Annotated in this window: 19 protein-coding genes; 17 read left to right on the top strand and 2 right to left on the bottom strand. The window is 57.4% G+C overall.

What is annotated here, in order from left to right; translation table 11 throughout:
- Positions 1–22 precede the first annotated feature (22 nt).
- The 5 genes from ACR0NO_RS18875 to ACR0NO_RS18855 all read left to right on the top strand — a co-directional run bounded on the left by ACR0NO_RS18875 (position 23) and on the right by ACR0NO_RS18855 (position 7,339).
- Entirely contained in the window at positions 23–1,075 is a 1,053-nt protein-coding gene (locus ACR0NO_RS18875; RefSeq protein WP_480725120.1) for a hemin-degrading factor, read from the top strand.
- Complete coding sequence (locus ACR0NO_RS18870; protein WP_480725119.1) at positions 1,075–1,926, top strand: heme/hemin ABC transporter substrate-binding protein; 852 nt, start codon at positions 1,075–1,077, stop codon at positions 1,924–1,926. The genes ACR0NO_RS18875 and ACR0NO_RS18870 overlap by 1 nt, the downstream gene beginning before the upstream one ends.
- On the top strand, positions 1,923–2,996 hold the full coding sequence (locus ACR0NO_RS18865) for a FecCD family ABC transporter permease (RefSeq protein WP_480725117.1): 1,074 nt from the start codon (positions 1,923–1,925) through the stop codon (positions 2,994–2,996). Before ACR0NO_RS18870 ends, ACR0NO_RS18865 begins: the two co-directional genes overlap by 4 nt.
- A gap of 2 nt (positions 2,997–2,998) precedes the next feature.
- Positions 2,999–3,772 carry a heme ABC transporter ATP-binding protein gene (locus ACR0NO_RS18860; RefSeq protein WP_480725116.1) on the top strand — a complete coding sequence of 258 codons (774 nt, stop codon included), beginning with the start codon at positions 2,999–3,001 and terminating at the stop codon, positions 3,770–3,772.
- 1,383 nt (positions 3,773–5,155) lie between these two features.
- Positions 5,156–7,339, top strand: coding sequence for an esterase-like activity of phytase family protein (locus tag ACR0NO_RS18855; protein WP_480725114.1), 2,184 nt, complete (start codon positions 5,156–5,158; stop codon positions 7,337–7,339).
- 171 nt (positions 7,340–7,510) lie between these two features.
- Here the strand turns inward: ACR0NO_RS18855 and ACR0NO_RS18850 are convergent, their stop codons facing one another.
- Positions 7,511–7,645, bottom strand: coding sequence for a hypothetical protein (locus tag ACR0NO_RS18850; protein ID WP_480725112.1), 135 nt, complete (start codon positions 7,643–7,645; stop codon positions 7,511–7,513).
- Positions 7,646–8,087: 442 nt separating this feature from the next.
- On the opposite strand from ACR0NO_RS18850, the gene ACR0NO_RS18845 reads away from it, so the two are divergent.
- The 8 genes from ACR0NO_RS18845 (at position 8,088) to ACR0NO_RS18810 (ending at position 16,969) form a co-directional block, all read left to right on the top strand.
- Positions 8,088–9,125: a GlxA family transcriptional regulator gene (locus ACR0NO_RS18845; protein WP_480725110.1), complete on the top strand. Its 1,038-nt coding sequence runs from the start codon at positions 8,088–8,090 to the stop codon at positions 9,123–9,125.
- Between the two features lie 96 nt (positions 9,126–9,221).
- Positions 9,222–10,361, top strand: coding sequence for an aromatic ring-hydroxylating oxygenase subunit alpha (locus ACR0NO_RS18840; protein WP_480725109.1), 1,140 nt, complete (start codon positions 9,222–9,224; stop codon positions 10,359–10,361).
- A gap of 96 nt (positions 10,362–10,457) precedes the next feature.
- On the top strand, positions 10,458–11,990 hold the full coding sequence (gene betC / locus ACR0NO_RS18835) for a choline-sulfatase (protein ID WP_480725107.1): 1,533 nt from the start codon (positions 10,458–10,460) through the stop codon (positions 11,988–11,990).
- 1 nt (position 11,991) lies between these two features.
- Entirely contained in the window at positions 11,992–12,786 is a 795-nt protein-coding gene (locus tag ACR0NO_RS18830; protein ID WP_480565624.1) for an SDR family NAD(P)-dependent oxidoreductase, read from the top strand.
- 154 nt (positions 12,787–12,940) lie between these two features.
- On the top strand, positions 12,941–13,870 hold the full coding sequence (gene kce, locus ACR0NO_RS18825) for a 3,5-dioxohexanoate:acetyl-CoA acetone transferase (RefSeq protein ID WP_480725105.1): 930 nt from the start codon (positions 12,941–12,943) through the stop codon (positions 13,868–13,870).
- Positions 13,871–13,882: 12 nt separating this feature from the next.
- Positions 13,883–15,304 carry an aminobutyraldehyde dehydrogenase gene (locus ACR0NO_RS18820; protein WP_480725104.1) on the top strand — a complete coding sequence of 474 codons (1,422 nt, stop codon included), beginning with the start codon at positions 13,883–13,885 and terminating at the stop codon, positions 15,302–15,304.
- A complete protein-coding gene (locus tag ACR0NO_RS18815; RefSeq protein ID WP_480725102.1) occupies positions 15,297–16,043 on the top strand; it encodes an SDR family NAD(P)-dependent oxidoreductase in 747 nt (248 codons plus the stop codon). The genes ACR0NO_RS18820 and ACR0NO_RS18815 overlap by 8 nt, the downstream gene beginning before the upstream one ends.
- A complete protein-coding gene (locus ACR0NO_RS18810; RefSeq protein WP_480725101.1) occupies positions 16,043–16,969 on the top strand; it encodes a 3-hydroxyacyl-CoA dehydrogenase NAD-binding domain-containing protein in 927 nt (308 codons plus the stop codon). The genes ACR0NO_RS18815 and ACR0NO_RS18810 overlap by 1 nt, the downstream gene beginning before the upstream one ends.
- Before the next feature lie 129 nt (positions 16,970–17,098).
- Here ACR0NO_RS18810 and ACR0NO_RS18805 read toward each other — a convergent pair whose 3' ends face one another.
- Positions 17,099–17,287 (bottom strand): hypothetical protein, encoded by a 189-nt coding sequence (locus ACR0NO_RS18805; protein ID WP_480725100.1) that lies wholly within the window; start codon positions 17,285–17,287, stop codon positions 17,099–17,101.
- 155 nt (positions 17,288–17,442) lie between these two features.
- On the opposite strand from ACR0NO_RS18805, the gene ACR0NO_RS18800 reads away from it, so the two are divergent.
- The 4 genes from ACR0NO_RS18800 (at position 17,443) to ACR0NO_RS18785 (ending at position 19,262) form a co-directional block, all read left to right on the top strand.
- Complete coding sequence (locus ACR0NO_RS18800; protein ID WP_480725098.1) at positions 17,443–17,733, top strand: oxidoreductase C-terminal domain-containing protein; 291 nt, start codon at positions 17,443–17,445, stop codon at positions 17,731–17,733.
- A gap of 394 nt (positions 17,734–18,127) precedes the next feature.
- The gene (locus tag ACR0NO_RS18795; protein ID WP_480725096.1) at positions 18,128–18,352 is read left to right on the top strand and encodes a hypothetical protein; all 225 of its coding nucleotides are present in this window, start codon (positions 18,128–18,130) and stop codon (positions 18,350–18,352) included.
- On the top strand, positions 18,274–18,990 hold the full coding sequence (locus tag ACR0NO_RS18790) for a glycine betaine ABC transporter substrate-binding protein (RefSeq protein WP_480725138.1): 717 nt from the start codon (positions 18,274–18,276) through the stop codon (positions 18,988–18,990). The genes ACR0NO_RS18795 and ACR0NO_RS18790 overlap by 79 nt, the downstream gene beginning before the upstream one ends.
- A 140-nt stretch (positions 18,991–19,130) precedes the next feature.
- A complete protein-coding gene (locus ACR0NO_RS18785) occupies positions 19,131–19,262 on the top strand; it encodes a hypothetical protein (protein WP_480555257.1) in 132 nt (43 codons plus the stop codon).
- The last annotated feature ends 36 nt before the right edge of the window (positions 19,263–19,298 follow it).

Below are 19,298 nucleotides of genomic sequence, written 5' to 3'. Positions count from 1 at the left end.
ACTCGAAGATGGGAAATCCACTATGGAACAGGTGCTTACGGCCCCTCAGGATATTCGTGCTGCCTATGCAGAGAAGGCTGGCAAACGTGATCGCGATCTGGCGGAATCACTTGGTTTGTCCGAAGGACAGCTGGTGGCGGCCTTCGCAGGACAAGGCGCAACAAGGCTGAAATCAGACATAGACGCGCTTTTTGGTCGGTTGAGCGGGTTGGGAGAGGTCATGGCGCTGACACGCAACCCGTCCTGCGTGATTGAGAAAGTCGGGCAATACGACAATTACCATCCTGGCGCTCATGCTGCGATGGTCCTGACCCAAGAGATTGACCTGCGCATGTTCCCCAGCCATTGGGTTCATGCCTTCGCGGTCGAGCGTGAAACGAATTCCGGAACACGCCGCTCGATTCAAGTATTTGATGCAGCCGGAGATGCGGTTCACAAGATTTTTCTGCGGGACGGCTCGGATCTGGATCACTGGGCACATCTGGTCCAGACGCTGGCCGCGGACGATCAATCCCAGACGATGTCTATCGAGCAGCGCAAACCAACCGAAGCACCTAAGGCCAATCCGGATAAGGTTGAAATCCTCCGCAATGAGTGGGCCAAGATGACGGACACGCATCAGTTCCTGCGCTTGACGTCGAAGCTCAAGATGAACCGGTTGGGGGCATATCGTATTGCCGGTGTGCCTCTGGTTCGGGCGCTTGACCCAGACACAATTCCGCAAATGTTCGAACAGGTGCGCGACCAAAGGCTTGAGGTCATGGTCTTTGTCGGCAATCGCGGCTGCATTGAAATCCATGGTGGCCCAGTCAAAACCCTGAAACAGATGGGGCCTTGGTTCAACGTGCTGGACCCAGATTTCAACCTTCATCTGCGCACCGATCATATTGCCGAGGTCTGGGCCGTCACCAAACCCACCCAGCGCGGACCCGCTGTTTCAGTCGAAGCGTTTGACGCTGACGGCGATTTGATTTTCCAGATATTTGGTCGACGGGCAGGCAAGTCCGATCACCGCCCCGCCTGGGACACGTTGGTCGCGGGGCTATCAGACAAAGTTGAAAAAGAGGTGGTGTAGTGCGACAGCTTCTATCTCTCTGCACGGCTGCACTGCTCTCGGCCACAGCGCCGCAAGCAGAGGAAAGACGCGTGATCGCCATCGGCAGTTCGATCACCGAGATCATCTATGCTCTCGGGCAGCAGGACCGGCTTGTGGGCCGTGATCGGACCTCAACTTTCCCGGCCGATGCGATGGATTTGCCGGATGTGGGCTATCGGCGGGCTCTATCGCCCGAAGGCGTGCTGTCCGTCGCACCCGACTTGATTTTGGCACTGGAAGGCTCCGGCCCGCCAGATGCCATTTCGGTGCTTCAAGAAGCCGGTGTGGAATTTGTCACCATCGACGATGAGTTTTCCCGCGATGGGATAGTGGAAAAAATTCGCGCGGTGGGCGCCGCTTTGGGTGTTGAGGCCGAAGCCGAAGAGTTGGCTGCAAGTGCAGCTCAACAACTGGATCAAGCGCAAGAGAGTGCCTCGATCGCCGCGGGCGCGGACCCATTGAGTATTTTGTTCATCCTTTCGGCCCAGGATGGGGAAATTACCGTCGGTGGGGGCAAAACTCAGGCCGATAGCATTATCAGAATGGCGGGCAGTGAAAACGCTGCGGCAGGGGTCGATGGCTTCAAGACCATGACACCAGAAGCGTTGGCTGTCACAGCGCCCGACGTGATCCTGATGATGGAGCGGCGCGGCAATCACGCAACTTCGGACGAGGACCTTTTTGCAATACCCGCGATCCAACTGACCCCGGCAGGGCAGAATAAAGCCCTGATCCGTATGCCGGGTGCGTATCTTCTGGGCTTTGGCCCGCGTACAGCGGATGCGATTTCAGACCTATCGGCGGCGTTGCAAAACGCGAGCGGATCATGACGCTGGCGTTAGACCACGGCGCTCCGATGCGCGCCGACGCGCGAAGGATCAGGGCCAAGCGCGTGACGCTGTCTCTAATTGTCGTCCTGACCGTAACAAGTGTGTTCAGCGTCTCGGTCGGAGCGTCTGACGCCTCGCTAGCGATTGCAGTATTGGATTTACTTCAGGGGCGCGAGTTGTCGGACCTGAACCGGATCATTCTGTGGGACATCCGCCTGCCCCGTCTGGCGATGGGAATACTTGTTGGTGCGGCGCTGGCAGTCTCGGGCGTGGTGATGCAAGGGCTGTTCCGCAATCCGCTGGCCGATCCTGGCATTGTCGGCGTGAGCGCGGGTGCTGGGTTGGGCGCGATAGCAGCCATCGTCTTTGGTGGCCTCCTGCCTGGCACGGTCCTCGCCTGGGTAGGCGACGGGCTGGTTGCCGTTGCGGCCTTTCTGGGGGGATGGGCCTCGGTTCTGATCCTTTATCGGGTGTCCACGCGCCAAGGGCAGACATCGGTCGCCACAATGCTACTTGCGGGCATTGCATTGGCAGCTTTGGCGGGAGCGGTATCTGGTGTGATGATCTACATGGCTGACGATCAGCAACTCAGAGACCTCACCTTCTGGGGCATGGGCTCACTGGCTGGTGCGACGTGGACCAAGGTTGCAACGGCTGCCCCGATTATTTTGGCTGCAATTATCTGCACACAGTTTCTTGCCCGTGCCTTGAACGGTATGGCGATGGGTGAGGCCATTGCCCATCACATGGGTATTTCAGTCCAGCGAAGCAAAAACCTCGCGATCCTGACGGTCGCTGGGGCAACAGGTGCCGCCGTTGCCGTATCGGGTGGCATAGGTTTTATCGGAATCGTGGTGCCGCATCTGCTGCGTCTCAGCACTGGACCAGACCACCATCGCTTGCTGATGAATTCAGCTCTGCTGGGGGCCACGCTGCTGTTGTGCGCAGATATGATCAGTCGCGTGATCGTTGCTCCGGCGGAGCTACCAATTGGGATCGTGACCGCGATCCTTGGCGCGCCGGTGTTTTTCTGGATCTTGCTTCGACGCCATGGCTCAATGGGAATGTAAGTATGAAAGCTGAGAACATACGCGTCCAAATTGGAAGCAAAGAGATCCTGAAAGGCGTGGATTTTGAAGCAGAGTCCGGGCAAGTCACGGCCATCATCGGCCCGAATGGATCCGGTAAATCGACTTTGCTGAAAGCACTGTCGGGAGAAATCCAAAGCTCCGGCAGGATCACATTAAACGGCCACGACATCACGGCGCTAAAGCCTTGGGAATTGGCTGCCATACGAGGCGTTCTTCCGCAGTCAACAACCGTGGCTTTCCCCTTCTCTGTGCACGAAGTCGTCAGGATTGGTCTGGCGAATGGCTTGGCTGCCGAAGACGACACGTTGCCGTCTCGGGCATTAATGCAAGTTGACCTCGGAGGCTTCGAAACGCGGTCCTACCAGAACCTATCTGGCGGTGAGCAGCAACGCGTCCAGATGGCGCGTGTTCTGACGCAAGTGTGGGACACCAAAGAACTAGATCAGCCGCGCTGGTTGTTGCTGGACGAGCCTGTTGCAAGCCTGGACATCGCACATCAGTTCATCGTTTTGCGCATCGCGCGGGACTTCGCTGCCCAAGGCGGAGGCGTTGTCGTGGTTATGCACGATCTGAACCTAACAGCTTTGTTCGCCGACAGTGTATACGTTCTTAGCGAAGGGAAAGTCTGGTCATCAGGTACAGTGTGCGACGTTCTCATCAATGAGGCGATGCAGCAGGTTTACGGTATCGACTTACCGATCAGCACAATACCTTCGCGCGGGATGCCATTTGTTCTACCGCAGGCGATGATGTGAATTCGAAGGTCCGTACGTTTTTCTAAACGTGAAAGATACCGTGAGCAAGATACCAATGGGTCCGGTGCATACCCCGTTTCCACGATGCATCAACGGCTCAAAGCGGACATCCGTCAGTACACGGGGATGCTGCCATGCGGCCCGCCGAATCTGCCATTCGCTGCAAGCGCAATGTTGCGCTGCCTTCAGAGGTCGGCAACGCAACTTTGCAGCCTTCTGCATTTTTGCTCCAAAGGACCACAGTCAACCCAAAGCTACCATTGGTCTGAAGTGCAAACACTAAGGCCGTCGTCTCTCCTAATTGGGAATCACAAGTTTTTGCAAACTTGGTTTTCGGGTCACATTTTGTAGAGGAATCCGGTCAGGCAGGAGCCATCTTTACATGCGTGATTTATGGCGCCGGAGGTTTCGCCCAAAACAAAATCTACCCTGCTTGAAAACTGGAGCCCGTGAAAATCAGAGTAGCGATAACAGGTACAACTATTGAAACGCCAGCATGAAAAAGGGGTGTCGGGGCTGAAAAACCGCATGACTTAACTGCAAGGTTACACCATGTACCAAATTCGCAAGGTCTATGTCTTCGAACAATGAAGGTGCCAATGTGGGCCTAATATCTTGAGCTTTTTTGCGGCACATACTTTGATTACTACTATGATGATGCGCGATCAGTATTAGAACAGAGCGGCCGCCAACTTGAGCGTCCTCTTCGTTATTTTCTCTTCAACAATAGATTGTTACGGAATTTCCGGTTAGCTGGCAGTTGAGGGTCGGGTATTGGGCCACTTAGTCGGCCAATGGCAATGCAGGTATAAGGTTGCGGGTGCAGGCTCAGGTAGTTCTTTCTAAAGGATAGGCCGAGGCCATCTTGGGCAAAGTGTTGTTGATCTAAGTACGAAGGATGATTGGCTATTTGCGGCACAAGGCCGACCTTGTCTAAATATATTAATTTCCGCGATTGCGCCCCTTCCTTAAAGACATTCGCTGCAAGTGCGATGCCGTCTAAGCAGCAGACTGCCAACTTTCAGAAGTATGCAATTAGGCTTCGTCCAATTTGATAAACCAGATCATCCCCACGCGACTAATCCATAGGACAATCCGTATGGGAAATAAGGACACAGCGACAGGAGGTTCGCGCCTGAACGAGTTTGCCACGGTTGGCTCATGTGGAAGCACGGGACGCGAGCAACACGAGTATCTCGCCTCGGTTAAAAACGCTGAGTACTTTCGACACAACCTTTGGTCTGACGATGTTCGAATTGGTCAATGAATAAGATGCGAATTTCACTTTTTTGCGTTTGTCACCAAACTGAATCCAAACCGTCACAAAACCGCAATGACCCGCGTTCATCCCCTTCTCATCCAAGTGAGAGAGGATACCACCCGATGTCGTTGCGCTTTGTCTGCCTGACATCTGCCCTTGCCCTGACCGCCGGCCAGGCTTCGGCAGAGATGAATTTCAACCGAATTGCATCGTTCCCCGTCGTCAAGAATATGGCCGAGGGAACTGATAAAGAACGTGAGACCTCACCCGAGATCATCGCTGCGACTGCAGACGGGATGACGTTGGTCTATACAGACAGCCCGTTGGGTGTAATCGGCATGGTCGACATCACCGACCCAGCAAACCCGGCACCTCTAGGCGCGATGGAAGTGGGTGGCGAGCCGACGTCAGTTGGGATCGTTGGTGGGACGGCTTTTGTGGGCGTGAACACTTCGGAAAGCTACACCGCCCCGTCGGGCAAACTGCTCTCGGTCGATATCGCAGGCAAGGCGGAAACCGGCGCCTGTGATCTGGGCGGTCAACCCGACAGCGTCGCGATTGCGCCAGATGGCAGCTTTGTCGCTGTGGCAATAGAAAACGAACGCGACGAAGACCTGAACGACGGCATCATCCCGCAACTCCCTGCCGGATCGCTGGCGCTGGTGCCGCTGAAAGATGGTACGTTGGAATGCAGCGGCATGAAGATGGCCTCGCTGACTGGTCTGGCCAAAGTTGCCCCAACTGACCCCGAGCCTGAATTCGTTGACATCAATGGTCTGGGCGAAACCGTCATCACCCTGCAGGAAAACAACCACATCGCGGTTGTTGACAAGGACGGGAACGTAGTCAGCCATTTCTCGGCTGGCGCGGTTGATCTGGAAGGTATTGACGCCACGGATGAGCGCGGCGCATTGATCTTCACTGAAAGCCAAGAGGGTCGCCTGCGCGAGCCTGACGCGGTGAAATGGATCGACGACAACCATTTCGCCACCGCCAACGAAGGTGACTACGAAGGCGGCTCGCGCGGCTGGACGATCTTCCACAAGGACGGCACCGTTGTTTACGAGAACGGTACCGAATTTGAAAAGGCGATCATCCAGATCGGGCACTATCCCGACAAACGCTCAGACAGCAAAGGTGTTGAGCCCGAAAGCGTAACCGCAGCCACGTTCGGTGGCACGCCGATGATCTTTGTGGGGGCCGAGCGCGCCTCGGTCGTGGGGGTCTATGACGCCACCGATCCGGCGAACCCGGTTCTGAAACAGCTGCTGCCGTCGGGCGTTGGGCCGGAAGGATATGTGGCCATCCCCGAGCGCAACCTTCTGGTCTCGGCCAATGAAAAAGACCTGATCGAAGATGGCGGCCCGCGTGCGCATGTGTCGATCTTTGAATATCAGGATGCACCCGCCGCTTATCCGCATCTGACCTCCGCTGGCACGGATGAGTTGATCGGATGGGGTGCCCTGTCAGGTCTGGTCGCGGATGAGGATGGCATCATCTATGCGGTCAATGACAGCTTCTACGGCTTCCAGCCTTCGATCTTCAAGATCGACCCCAGCCAGCAGCCTGCCCGCATCGTGGACGTCATTCGTATCCACCGTCAGGACGGCAACCCGGCGCAAAAGCTGGATCTGGAAGGTATCACGCTGGATGGCAAAGGTGGCTTCTACGTCGCCTCCGAAGGCCGAACCGACCGCGTCATCCCCCACGCGATCTACCATGTCTCGGCCGAAGGCAAGATCAAGGACCGCAAGGGTGAAATAGGCCTGCCGCCGGAATTGATGGCCGTCGAAAAACGCTTCGGGTTCGAAGGCATCACCAAGGTTGGTGACACCCTGTGGATGGCCGTTCAGCGCGAATGGAAGGACGACCCCAAGAACCACGTAAAACTTGTTGCCTATAACCTTGAAACCAAGGAATGGGGCGCAGTGCACTATCCCAAAGCTGACCCGGAAACTGGCTGGGTAGGTCTGTCGGAGATCACCGCATTCGGCGACCATGTTTATGTCATCGAACGAGACAACCAACACGACCACCGCGCAGTGACCAAGAAAATCTACCGCATCCCGCTGTCTGAAATGACCCCGGCCCCGCTGGGTGGTGAGCTGCCCGTGGTCCGTAAGGAAGAGGTCCGCGACTTGCTGCCCGACCTGACCTCAACCGGCGGCTACGTTCTGGACAAGATCGAAGGTCTGGCCATCCTTCCTTCGGGCGAGGCATTCGTTATGACCGACAATGACGGCGTCGATGATGCCTCGGGCGAGACGATGTTCTGGTCGATCAGCTCGGTTTCGGCTGGGAACTAGATCAAACATCAGAAATCAAAAGGCCCCGCGCGGAGATTGCGCGGGGCTTTTGCATTCAAAGCCAGTTTTGATCCATTTGGTCGTATCGATTCTCATGAACTTTTACATGCAGCCTGATTGGAAAGTTGTTTTAGTCTATAGATTTCTTCGGGGATCTACTTCGAGTGACCATCACGCCTTGGCAAAGTTGAAGAACTCCGACCTGTCATCATCGCGGCCAATAGGGGCGATCTTGCGGTAACGCATCCTGCCATCCCATTCGGCGCCGAACCCCTTCGCATTGTGGTGGTTAATCTCACGGGCCATCAATTGTACTTGGCTCTCATACGCTAGAAAAACCGGCGACCTAGCATGTCATCTCAGGTCTGCCGATTCGTTCGCACATGTGTATTTTGTCGAAGTTTGTGGAATTTTTGGTGTATGGCGAAGTTAGCAACAGCGTATCTCGGTACCCTAACGCTCAAAGACTAAAATGATGTCGTGAAAATTCGACTCAGAAGGACCGTATCACCATTCTGTGTGCTGAATCTGAACAGACCTTTTGGACCCCAACCAGCCTGTGCCAATTTTGAGAAAGGCGGCCTTTCAGATCGCTGGCATGTAGGGGAAAATTTCTTGCCCAAATGAGCCGAATGCGAATTCGACCGACAGGCATTCTTTAAACAGCGACTAACAGACAACACGTGTTGGTCCTGATCGAAATGATAGTCTTGACCAACCCCGACGCCCATTTAACGTAGATGGCCTCATGGCGTCTCAACCAAACAACACTCTGACACTTCTTGTCCTTGTAACTGCAAACTTCAACATGGCGGCGACAGTGGGTTTCATCGACCCGTTTCGCGCCGCAAACTACCTGGAAGGCAAGGCACGGTTCCAGTGGCAGATCGCGTCCCTGGACGGCGGTCCTTGCACTGCAAGCAACGGGATGACCATCGACACGATTGCGCTGGCCGAGGTTCAGGAAGGGCGCAAGGATTTCGTGATCGTCTCGTCCAGTTGGGCGCCGGAAGCCTACAACTCGACCCCGCTTCATACATTGCTATGGCGTTGGGCCGGTCAAGGGAGCACGCTGGGCGGGCTGGACACCGGGGCGTTCATCCTCGCCGAAGCTGGTTTGCTCAAGGGGCGTCGTGCCACGGTGCACTATGAGCATATCGACGCGATGAAAGAGCTCTATCCCAATGTCGAGGTCAGTGAGGAGTTGTTCGTATTCGACAAGGCCCGCATCACCTGTTGCGGCGGCGCGGCAGCCTTGGATTTTGCCTTGCATATCATCAAGGGCACCAAGGGCGACGCTCTAGCCAATGCGGCAGCACGATACGTTTTTCACCAGACCGTGCGCCCCCAAGGCGCTATGCAAAGTCCGGGGCTGGCCGAGCCGATGGGTCAACTGGCCCCCACAGCGGTCAAACGGGCGATAGCGTTGATGGAGCAGAACCTGGAAACACCGCTAAGCATTCCCGAGATCTGTGATTCCATAAACCTGTCACAACGCCAGTTGAATCGGCTGTTCGCGCGGCACGTCAAGAAAACTCCAACCATGTATTATCGTGACATCCGGCTGGACCGTGCACGCGGGCTGGTGACACAGACAGATATGTCTTTGCTTGAGGTTTCGGTGGCCTCGGGTTTTGCCAGCCAGGTTCATTTCAGCCGCGCATACCGCGAACGGTTTGGGCTGTCACCGCGCAATGATCGGGTGGAAGGCCGCGTTCCTTTTGAATTTCGAGCCTGGCCCATGCACCGCAAGACCGATAGGCGGGTGGCGAATAAAGTTAAGTAGACGGCGATCTGTGCACATTGGTCATGTGTGAGAGACGCGATCCTATACCTCTGACCGAGTCACACGGCAGGGTTTTGTTCACAGGAGACGCCCGCAATGACTGAACAGCCAACGTCCCAGCAATTCGCGGATATTTCCAAGGGCTATCACGAAAACCCATCCAGTTCGTTTTCGCTGCGGGCGGAGGCCTATACGGATCCAGCCTGGCATGCTGTGGACTTGCGCGAGATCATCGCCAAGACGTGGCAATGGGTCTGCCATGTCGAAAAGCTGCGCAAACCAGGCAGCTTTGTCACGATCGAGATCGCTGGTCAGCCGGTAGCTGTGGTACGTGATCGGGAAGGCGTTCTGCGTGCGTTCTACAATGTCTGCAAACACCGCGCCCATCAGCTTTTGTCGGGCGAAGGTTATACGACCCGCATCATGTGCCCTTATCACGCCTGGGTTTACAAGTTGGATGGACAGCTGGTGCGTGCCCCGCATACCGAGAATCTGAATGGATTCGAGCCCAAAGAGATTTGTCTGGATGAGGTGCAGGTAGAGGAATTTTGTGGGTTTGTTTATGTAAACCTTGATCGAGAGGCCTCACCCCTGTCGGAGCTGTCCGGCGATCTGGAAACCGAAATCCGCCACTGGGCGCCGGATATCGAAGAGCTGACATTTGCTCATCGACTGACCTATGACATCAAGTCCAACTGGAAGAACGTGGTCGACAATTTCCTGGAATGTTACCACTGTCCGACCGCTCACAAGGATTTTTGCGAACTTGTCGATATGGACACCTACAAGGTGACCACGCACGGCATCTATTCCAGTCACATGGCAGATGCGGGCAACACGACCAACAGCGCTTATGACGTGTCGAATGCCACGGTGAAAACCCATGCCGTTTGGTGGCTATGGCCCAATACCTGCATCATGCGGTATCCGGGTCGGTCGTCGATGATCATCCTCAACATCATCCCTGCAGGCCCCGACCGGACGCTGGAAACCTATGACTTCTTCCTTGAGACCAAGGAGCCCAACGAGGCCGAGGTCGAAACGATCCGCTATCTGGACGAAGTGTTACAGGTTGAAGACATCAACATCGTTGAAAGCGTGCAGAAAGGGATGAACACTCCAGCCTTCGACGCGGGCCGCATCGTGAACGACCCTGATGGCTCGGGCATGTCCGAACATGCGGTACACCATTTCCACGGTCTTGTTCTGGACGCGTACAAAAGGGCCGCCAGGTGAGTCAGTTTTCCAAAAGAATGCAGTTCCAACCTCCTCCCCGCTCGTGACTGAACGCGCGCAGTCACCGCATATTGGCAGGCAGGGAGGAACAGCATTATGCCAAGAACACCAAATATCGTCGTCGTGATGGCCGACCAATTGGCACCGCAATTTTGCGGGGCATACGGCCACCCGGTCGCCAAGACACCGCATATCGATGCGCTGGCCGCGCGCGGGATGCGGTTTGATGCGGCCTATTGCAACTCACCACTTTGCGCACCTTCCCGGTTCGCCTTCATGTCCGGCCAGTTGATCAGCCGTATCGCCGCCTACGACAATGCCTCCGAATTCCGCGCCAGCGTGCCAACATTCGCGCATTACCTGAAGACGTTGGGCTATCACACCTGCCTGTCGGGCAAGATGCACTTTGTCGGCCCCGACCAGAAACACGGGTTTCAGGACCGCGTGACCACCGACATCTACCCGTCCGATTTCGCCTGGACGCCCGACTGGGAGGCCCATGATGAGCGCATCGACAAGTGGTACCACAACATGCAGACGGTCAAGGAAAGCGGCGTGGCCGTCGCCACCTTCCAGACCGACTATGACGACGAGGTCGGCTTTGCCGCGCGCCGTTGGCTGATAGATCGCGGGCGCGATCGGGCGCACGGATCGCAAGCGCCTTTCTGTATGGTCGCCAGTTTCATTCACCCACATGATCCCTACGTCGCGCAGCCTGAGTGGTGGGACCTCTATGACGATGATGATATCGATCTGCCCGAGTTCACATTGTCACCCGAAGACCAAGACCCGTTCTCGCGTCGTGTCATGGATGGGATCGAAGCCAGCTATGTTCCTCTGACAGACGAAGAAGTCCGGCGCGCGCGCCATGCCTATCTGGCCAATGTCAGCTTCTTCGACAGTCAGGTTGGCAAGATCGTCAAGACGCTCGAAGACATTGGCGAGCTGGACAACACCATCGTCATTGTCACTGCAGATCACGGCGACATGCTGGGCCAGCGCGGCCTGTGGTACAAGATGAACTTCTTCGAATACTCGGCTCGCGTGCCTTTGATCATGGCCGGGCCAGGGGTGGCCAAGGGCCGCGCACCCAACGCCTGTTCGCTACTGGATCTGTTGCCCACCTTTGTTGATATCGGAGGCGGCACCCCGGAGATGTTTGGCGAAACGGTCGACGGTCGATCACTAATGCCACTAGCGCGCGGTGAGCTCGACCCGGTGGACGAGGCGATCGGTGAATACTGCGCCGAAATGACCCCCTGGCCGGTCTTCATGATCCGGCGCGGGCCGCTGAAATACATCCATTGCGACATCGATCCACCGCAGCTTTTTGACTTGTCGGTTGACCCGTTCGAGAAGGTGAATGTCGCTGCTGATCCAGCCTATGCCAAAGCCGCCGCAGGCTTTGCCGCCGAAGTCAGGGCCCGCTGGAACAGCGACCAGCTGCGCAAAGATGTGATCACTACCCAGAAATCCCGCCGTGCGCTTCATGCAGCGATGGAAGCCGATGCCGGGGAGCATTGGGATTACAACCCACCCTCTGATGCCAGCCAGCAATATGTGCGCAACCATATGGATTGGACCGAAGCCGCAGGCCGTTATCGGTTCCCGCCACAGAAGGACGACTGATATGAAACTACAGGGAAAAATCGCCCTCGTAACTGGTGGTCGTGGAGGGATTGGTCGGGCCATCGTCGCGCGCTTTCTGCGCGAAGGGGCCATCGTCTATGCCGCCGATCTGACACCACAGGGATCATTGACCGAACATGACGATGAGGGCAGCCGTTTTGTTGCGATTAACGTGGCAGATGAGGCTTCGGTGAAAGCTGCGATGGCGCGGATCGAGGCTGACGGAGGCAAGCTCGATATTCTGGTGAACGCCGCCGGGATCGAGATCGAGAAGACCATCGAAGACACCACGCTTGAGGAATGGAACCAGAGCTTCGCTGTAAACTGCACCGGAACCTTCCTGACATCGAAATACGCCTTGCCCCTGATGCGCGCGGCGGCGAAAACCGGCACTTCGGCCAGCATCATCAATTTTGGCAGCTATGATGGGTTCATCGCCGATCCCGGCCTTGCGGCCTATTGTGCCACCAAAGGCGCGGTGCATGCGCTGACCCGCGCCATGGCCTGTGACCACGGCCCTGAGGGTATCCGCGTAAACGCTATCTGCCCGGGCTATATCGACACACCAATGCTGCAAAGCTTCTTTTCCGGCGACGGGTCCGGCGGCGGTGGCAAGTCGATTGATGAGCTGCAACAGGCGGTGCGTGACGTTCACCCGATGCGCACCTATGGCACGCCCGAGGACATCGCGAACCTGGTCAACTGGCTCGCCTCGGACGAGGCCCGCTATGCGAGCGGTCAACTTTGGGTACTGGACGGCGGACTGTCTGCGCAAGTCCAGCAGATGAGACTGTGATGTCAGAAGCGTTGCGTTCGCAAGAGCCGGAGGTCGACGCTGTGATGCCTCCGTTCGCGTTTGGAGAGCTGGCTTTGCGAAGGCCGACCTGGGGCAGGCCAGAGAAACCATGCCACCTGTTCGTTGTCCCTAAGACCTTCGAGGAGCCAACCACATGACCAAGCCCGTCATCATCACCTGCGCCCCCACAGGCGGCATTCACACCCCCACCATGTCGGAGCACCTGCCAATCACTCCGAGCGAGATCGCAACCGCCAGCATCGAGGCCGCCGAGGCCGGCGCCTCGATCATCCACCTGCATGCGCGCGACCCGGAAACCGGCAAGCCCGACCCGAACCCCGACCTTTTCATGGAATTCCTGCCGCGCATCAAACAGACGACAGATGCGGTCATGAATGTCTCTACGGGCGGTGGGTTGGGCATGTCTCGCGAAGAACGCCTGCGCGCCGCGACGGTCGCCAGCCCGGAAATGGCAAGCATGAATATCGGGTCGATGAACTTCGGCATTTTCCCGATGAAGGACAAGTATTCGAACTGGAAGCATGACTGGGAGCCCGAATTCCTGGACATGACCCGCGATTTCATCTTCCGCAACACCTTCGCGGATATCGAATACTGCCTAAAGGAACTCGGTCAGGGCCACGGTACGCGTTTCGAGTTCGAATGTTATGACCTTGGCCACCTTTATAACCTGGCGTGGATCATTGATCAGGGTTGGATCGAAGGGCCGATTTTCGTGCAGATGGTTTTTGGCATCTTGGGCGGGGTGGGGGCCGATCTGGACAACTTGATGCACATGCACACCATTGCCAACAAACTGTTTGGCGATGACTATGAATGGTCGGTTCTGGCCGCCGGTCGCCACCAGATACCGTTCACCACGCAAAGCGCATTGCTTGGGGGGAACGTGCGGGTCGGTATGGAAGACAGCCTATATATCGGACCCGGAGAGAAAGCTGTGTCCAGCGCTCAACAGGTTCGCAAAATTCGGGAGATTGTCGAAAATTTGGGGCTTCAGGTTGCTACCCCCGCCGAGGCGCGCGCGCGTTTGGGTCTGAAGGGCGGCGATCAGGTCGCATTCTGAGGAGGGGAGCACATGCAAACAAAGTTGTTGATCAATGGCGAGCTTGTCGAAGGAAACGGGGCGGCGATCCCGGTCCTGAACCCGGCAACCGGAGAAGAGATTTGCGCCGTCAATGCCGCCACCTCGGAACAAGCAGATGCCGCAGCTGCCGCCGCGCACGAGGCGTTTGACACGTTTGGGCAGACCAGCCCGGCGGAGCGGTCGCAACTGTTGACAGATATCGCCGATGTCCTCCAAACCAACATCGAGGAGTTGGCCGAGTTGGAAAGTCTGGACGCAGGCAAGCCTTGGCCCTCGGCGCTGAACGATGAAACCCCACTGACGCTGGACACCTTCCGCTTTTTCGCCGGTGCCGCGCGCACTATGACCGGGGTGACGGCGGGCGAATACGTAGCCGGTCACACTAGCATGATCCGAAAAGATCCGGTCGGACCGGTAGCGGCGATTGCGCCCTGGAACTACCCTTTGATGATGGCCGCCTGGAAGCTCGCTGCGCCTTTGGCGGCGGGTTGTCCCGTGACGCTGAAACCCTCTCAACTCACGCCACTTTCCACCTTGAAGGCCGCCGAGCTGATTGCAGACATCACCCCCAATGGCGTCGTGAACGTGCTGCACGGTTCGGGCCGTGAGATCGGCAGCCAGATGATCAACAACCCACGCACCGAGGCGATTTCGATCACCGGGTCCAATGCGACCGGGGCCGAGGCGATGAAGGCGGCCTCGCGTCAGATCCGCCACGTGCATCTGGAGTTGGGCGGCAAGGCCCCCGTGATCGTCTTTGACGACGCCGATATCGACGCGGTTGCAGAAACCGTGCGCTATGGCTCCTTCTTCAACGCCGGTCAGGATTGCGCGCAACCCTGCCGCCTGCTGGTGCAGGATGCCGTCTATGACAAGGTGGTGGCCGCTGTGCTCGATCAGGTTGGGCAGATCAAGGTTGGTGCGCAAAAGGCTGAGGGCACGGAAATGGGCCCGATCATCTCGGCCGGACAACGCAACACCGTGGCCGGATTTGTCGACCGGGCGCGCGACACTTGCGAGGTTGTCGTCGGTGGCAGGCTGATCGATGGCCCCGGCTTCTTCTATGAACCCACGGTTCTCGCCAATGTACCCCATGATGCGGAAGTATTCTGCAACGAGATCTTTGGCCCCGTCGTTACGATCTCGCGGTTCAGCGACGAGGACGAAGCGCTGCGGGTTGCCAATGCCGGGCCATTCGGGCTGGCTTCGTCGGTCTGGACCAACAATACCGGGCGGGCGATGCGGATGTCGGCGAAGCTGCGCTACGGATTTACCTGGGTGAATACCCACGGCGTCGCGACCCCGGAGATGCCCTGGGCGGCGATGAAGTCTTCGGGAACCGGCTGTGATATGAGCGTCTTTGCGCTCGATGCCTACACCGCCGTCAGACATGTGATGATCGCCCATGGATAATTGCGCGATTGTTACCGGCGGAAGCCGGGGGATTGGCCGGGCCATTGTGAACCGGCTGTTGGCAGACGGTTTTGATGTGGTCACATGCGGACGTGGCGCCCGGCCTGAGGACATGCCGGACACGGTGTTTTGGGTCACGGCGGATGTGTCGAAATCCGGCGATGCGGCGATGCTGATCAAAGCCGCAAACAACGCATTCGGTCGCGTCACCTTGTTGGTCAACAACGCCGGCGTTCAGGTCGAAAAGACCGTGGCCGACAGCGATGATGACGATTGGGATCTGGTGATGAACGTGAACTGCAAAAGCGTGTTCAACATGTGCCGCGAGGCCTTGTTGGATATGGCCGAACATGGCGGCAACATCATCAATATTGGGTCAATCTCTGGCATGGTCGCGGACCCAAGCATGGCGCTTTACAATGCGTCCAAGGCCTTTGTTCACGGGCTGACCCGCTCGATTGCCGTTGATCACGGGCCAAAAGTACGCTGCAACGCGATCCGCCCGGGCTGGATCATGACGGAGATGGCCGAGGACGGGTTTGCCTTGGCGAAAGACCCTGAGAAAGCCATGGCCGACGCATTGGCCCGCCACCCGGTGGGCCGGTTCGGGGAACCCGCCGACATTGCCAACATGGTAAGTTGGCTGGCCTCGGATCAGTCGGCTTACGTGTCTGGCGAATGTTTCACGGTCGATGGCGGCATGACTGCTGCCTCGCCCCTAAATCCGGGATTGTTCTGATGGAATTTGCACATACGGCCTGCCTTGGTGGTGGTGTCATCGGGGCCAGTTGGGCGGCGCTTTTCTTGGCTTCTGGACGTTCGGTTGCGGTGTTCGATCCGGCGTCGGAGGTGGAAATGCAGGTCCGCGACTATGTCGAGATGGCCTGGCCAACCCTGACCGAGCTGGGACTGACCGAGAACGGTGCCCCCGACGCAATCAGCTTTCACGACAGTGCCGCCAAGGCGGTCGCCGGAGCCGCGTTCATCCAGGAAAACGTGCCTGAACGCCTGCCCATCAAACACGCCACCTTTGCCGAGATCGAGCCAGTTCTGGACCGGCAGGCCATTGTCGCCAGTTCGGCCTCGGGCCTGATGCTGAACCAGATGCAAGGAGGCTGGAAAGACCCTGCTCGCTTCGTGCTGGGGCACCCGTTCAATCCGCCCCACCTGATCCCGTTGGTGGAAATCCTGGGCAATGACCTGACCGACCCGGCGGCAGTGGACGGGGCCGAACAGTTTTACGAAGCAGTGGGAAAGGTTACCATCCGGGTGAATAAGGAAAAGAACGGCCACGTCGCGAACCGCTTGCAAGCTGCGATCTGGCGCGAGGCGATTTCATTGGTGGTCGAAGGCGTGGCAAGCGTCGAGGACGTGGACAAGGCGGTCTGGGCCGGCCCCGGCCTGCGTTGGGCCGCGATGGGGCCAACCATGCTGTTCAATCTGGGCGCGGGCGCAGGCGGGCTTCAGGCGTTTTGCGATCATTTCACCGACACGTTCAACGGCTGGTGGGATGATCTGGGACAGGTGCGTCTGAATGACGATGTTTCGCGCATCTTGATCGAAGGCGTACGCGACGAGGCACGCGGGCAAAGCCCCGCCGAGCTGTCGGCAAAACGCGACGCGTTGATCCTGGCGATGCAGAAAGCCACTTCAGGTTTGCGTTAGTTGATGAACCACGTTTTGGCTATTGGCACCGGGCAGGCCGGGTTTTCGGACTGCGCTGACCTGCGCTGACCTGCGCGATCGCGGGCATGAGGGGCCGATCACACTGGTCAGAGAGGAGCACGCGCTGCCCTATCGACGCCCTCCGCTGTCAAGGTGCTTCTTCTGGGCGGGTTGGCGCACGCGCGTTTGCTTCTGCGGTCTGAAGCGTATTGCGGTGAGAATGACATCACCCTGCGTACCGGCTGCCGTGTCGTGGAAATAGACCGGGTCAACAATCAGGTGCGCACCGAAACAGACGACTCCGTCTTCGATGATCATCTGGTGCTGCCAACTGGTTCACGCCCACCGCGCTTGCCAGATGCCTCACGGGGAGCCTGAAAAGCGAGTTGACCAAGCGCGATCTGGCAGATGCCGGGGCGTTCGCGTTCCAGGCGTAGTTGGGGAGCAATGCGCTGGTGGTCGGTCGGGGCTAATTGGGGCTTCAAGCCGCAGGGGTGCAGGTCAAGCTGGGCCTGCCCATGACCTTGTTGGAAGCGGCGGTTCGCATCTTGTCGCAGGCGACCTCGGTCCATTTCCGCGAGTTGCAACTGGCAAATCAACACTATTTGGCCGATGCAACGATTCTCGCGCGCTGCGCATCCCATGGCGCCAAGCCATGGTTCTGGTCGAGTCAGAATGCCACCAAGCTCCAAATCGTGGGCTTGTCGGCGGGCCACCACGAGGTCGTGCACCGAGCTGTTGACAACGGAGCGTTGTCGCTTTGATACTATCTTGGCGACACGTTTTTGGCGGTCGACGCGATCAACGACCCGCGCGGGTAAACGTCCGCGAAACGCTTGATCGATGCGGGCAAAACTCCACCGAAATCACGTGTCGCAGCCCTTGGCGTCACGGCCAGAGACCTGATGTAAGCCAGACATGATTTGCTTCCCGATTCTTGCGTCGTCAGGAAATCCTGGCGAGGTTTTCCATTTTGACGGGGAGAACAAGAAACCTGCAGAAAATAACTGATCAGGTTCAGATCGCAGCAAGGAGCGTATCTTGAGATTGAAGATACGCGCAATTCTGAATGCCACCGGATAAAACCAGAGCGCGGAAAATCGCGTCGCACCCCTACCGATAGGAGCGACTGGGAGACCAAATGACCTTCAAGAAAAAATGCTTGCCGCAGCCACCCTTTTTACTGCTCTGGGGACCACGTCAGCCCTTGCCGACTGTGGCCAGGTGTCGATCACCGAAATGGAATGGGCATTGTCGGCGGTGGTGACGTCGGTTGACAAGTTCCTGCTCGAAACTAGCCACCGCTGCACGTTGAACACGGTGCCATCTTCGACCAACCCGGCGATGGCCTCGATTGCGAAACCGGCGACCCGGACAACCTGACGAAACTCTGGAAAAACTCCTCGCCGGTCTATGAAGAGTTGCGCAGCGAAGGAAAGCCAATCGAGCTTGGCAATGTTGTGACTGATGACGGCGTCGACGCCTGGTTGATCCCCTCCTATCTGGCCGAAACTCATCTTGAGTTGAAGACGCTGGACGGTATCTTGACCAAACCGCAACTGGTCGGAGGGCAGTTCCATGATTGCCCCGCCGGTTGGGCGTGTGATTTGGTGAACCAGAGTAACGCCAAAGCAGTGGACATGGCTGGCCACGGGATTGACCAGTTCCAGCACAGATTGGGCGAAACTTTGGCCACCACCATCGCTGCGGCATATGCCGCCAAGGAACCCTGGTTCGGATACTACCGGGCACCGACTTCAGTGCTGGGCAAATACCCGATGGTGCATGTGGAAACTGCGCCCTTTGTTCAGAGCGCGCATACCTGCAACGGGGACCCCGAATGCGCCGCATCAATATTGTCCGCCTATCCCACCGCCAAGATCCCCAGCCTTCTGGAGCGCGAACCCAAGTTGGTCGAGTTCCTCAAGCTGATGTCATTTACCAACGACCACATGGGAGCAGTGCTGGCCTGGCAGGATGAAAACAGCGCGTCCTATGAAGGGGCCGCGGCCATTTCTTGATCAACTATCACGATACATGGTCGCATTCGCTCAGGGACGAAGCACGTGGCAAGCTGTCCGCGCTGTTGAAGTAACCCCCTGCGGACACTTACTACCTCGCCGTGTAGAAGGCGAGGCCTTTCCCAAGACAGGAGGGGCGCATGGCCTTCTATGACAAGCTTTTCGACGCACTTGGTCTGCGCGACTGGTGCCACGCCAATACAGAAGGCGAGCCGATTTCGATGGCGCAGATGTTGGCCCAAATAGGACGGCGATCAAGTGGACGCAAATAGTGAAATGCTCCCCTTCCCGTCGCTCGACAACCTACA

This window comes from Ruegeria sp. CL3, from assembly GCF_056536505.1.
Note: the sequence above shows the minus strand (reverse complement) of the source record. Positions and strands in the feature narration are given on the sequence as shown.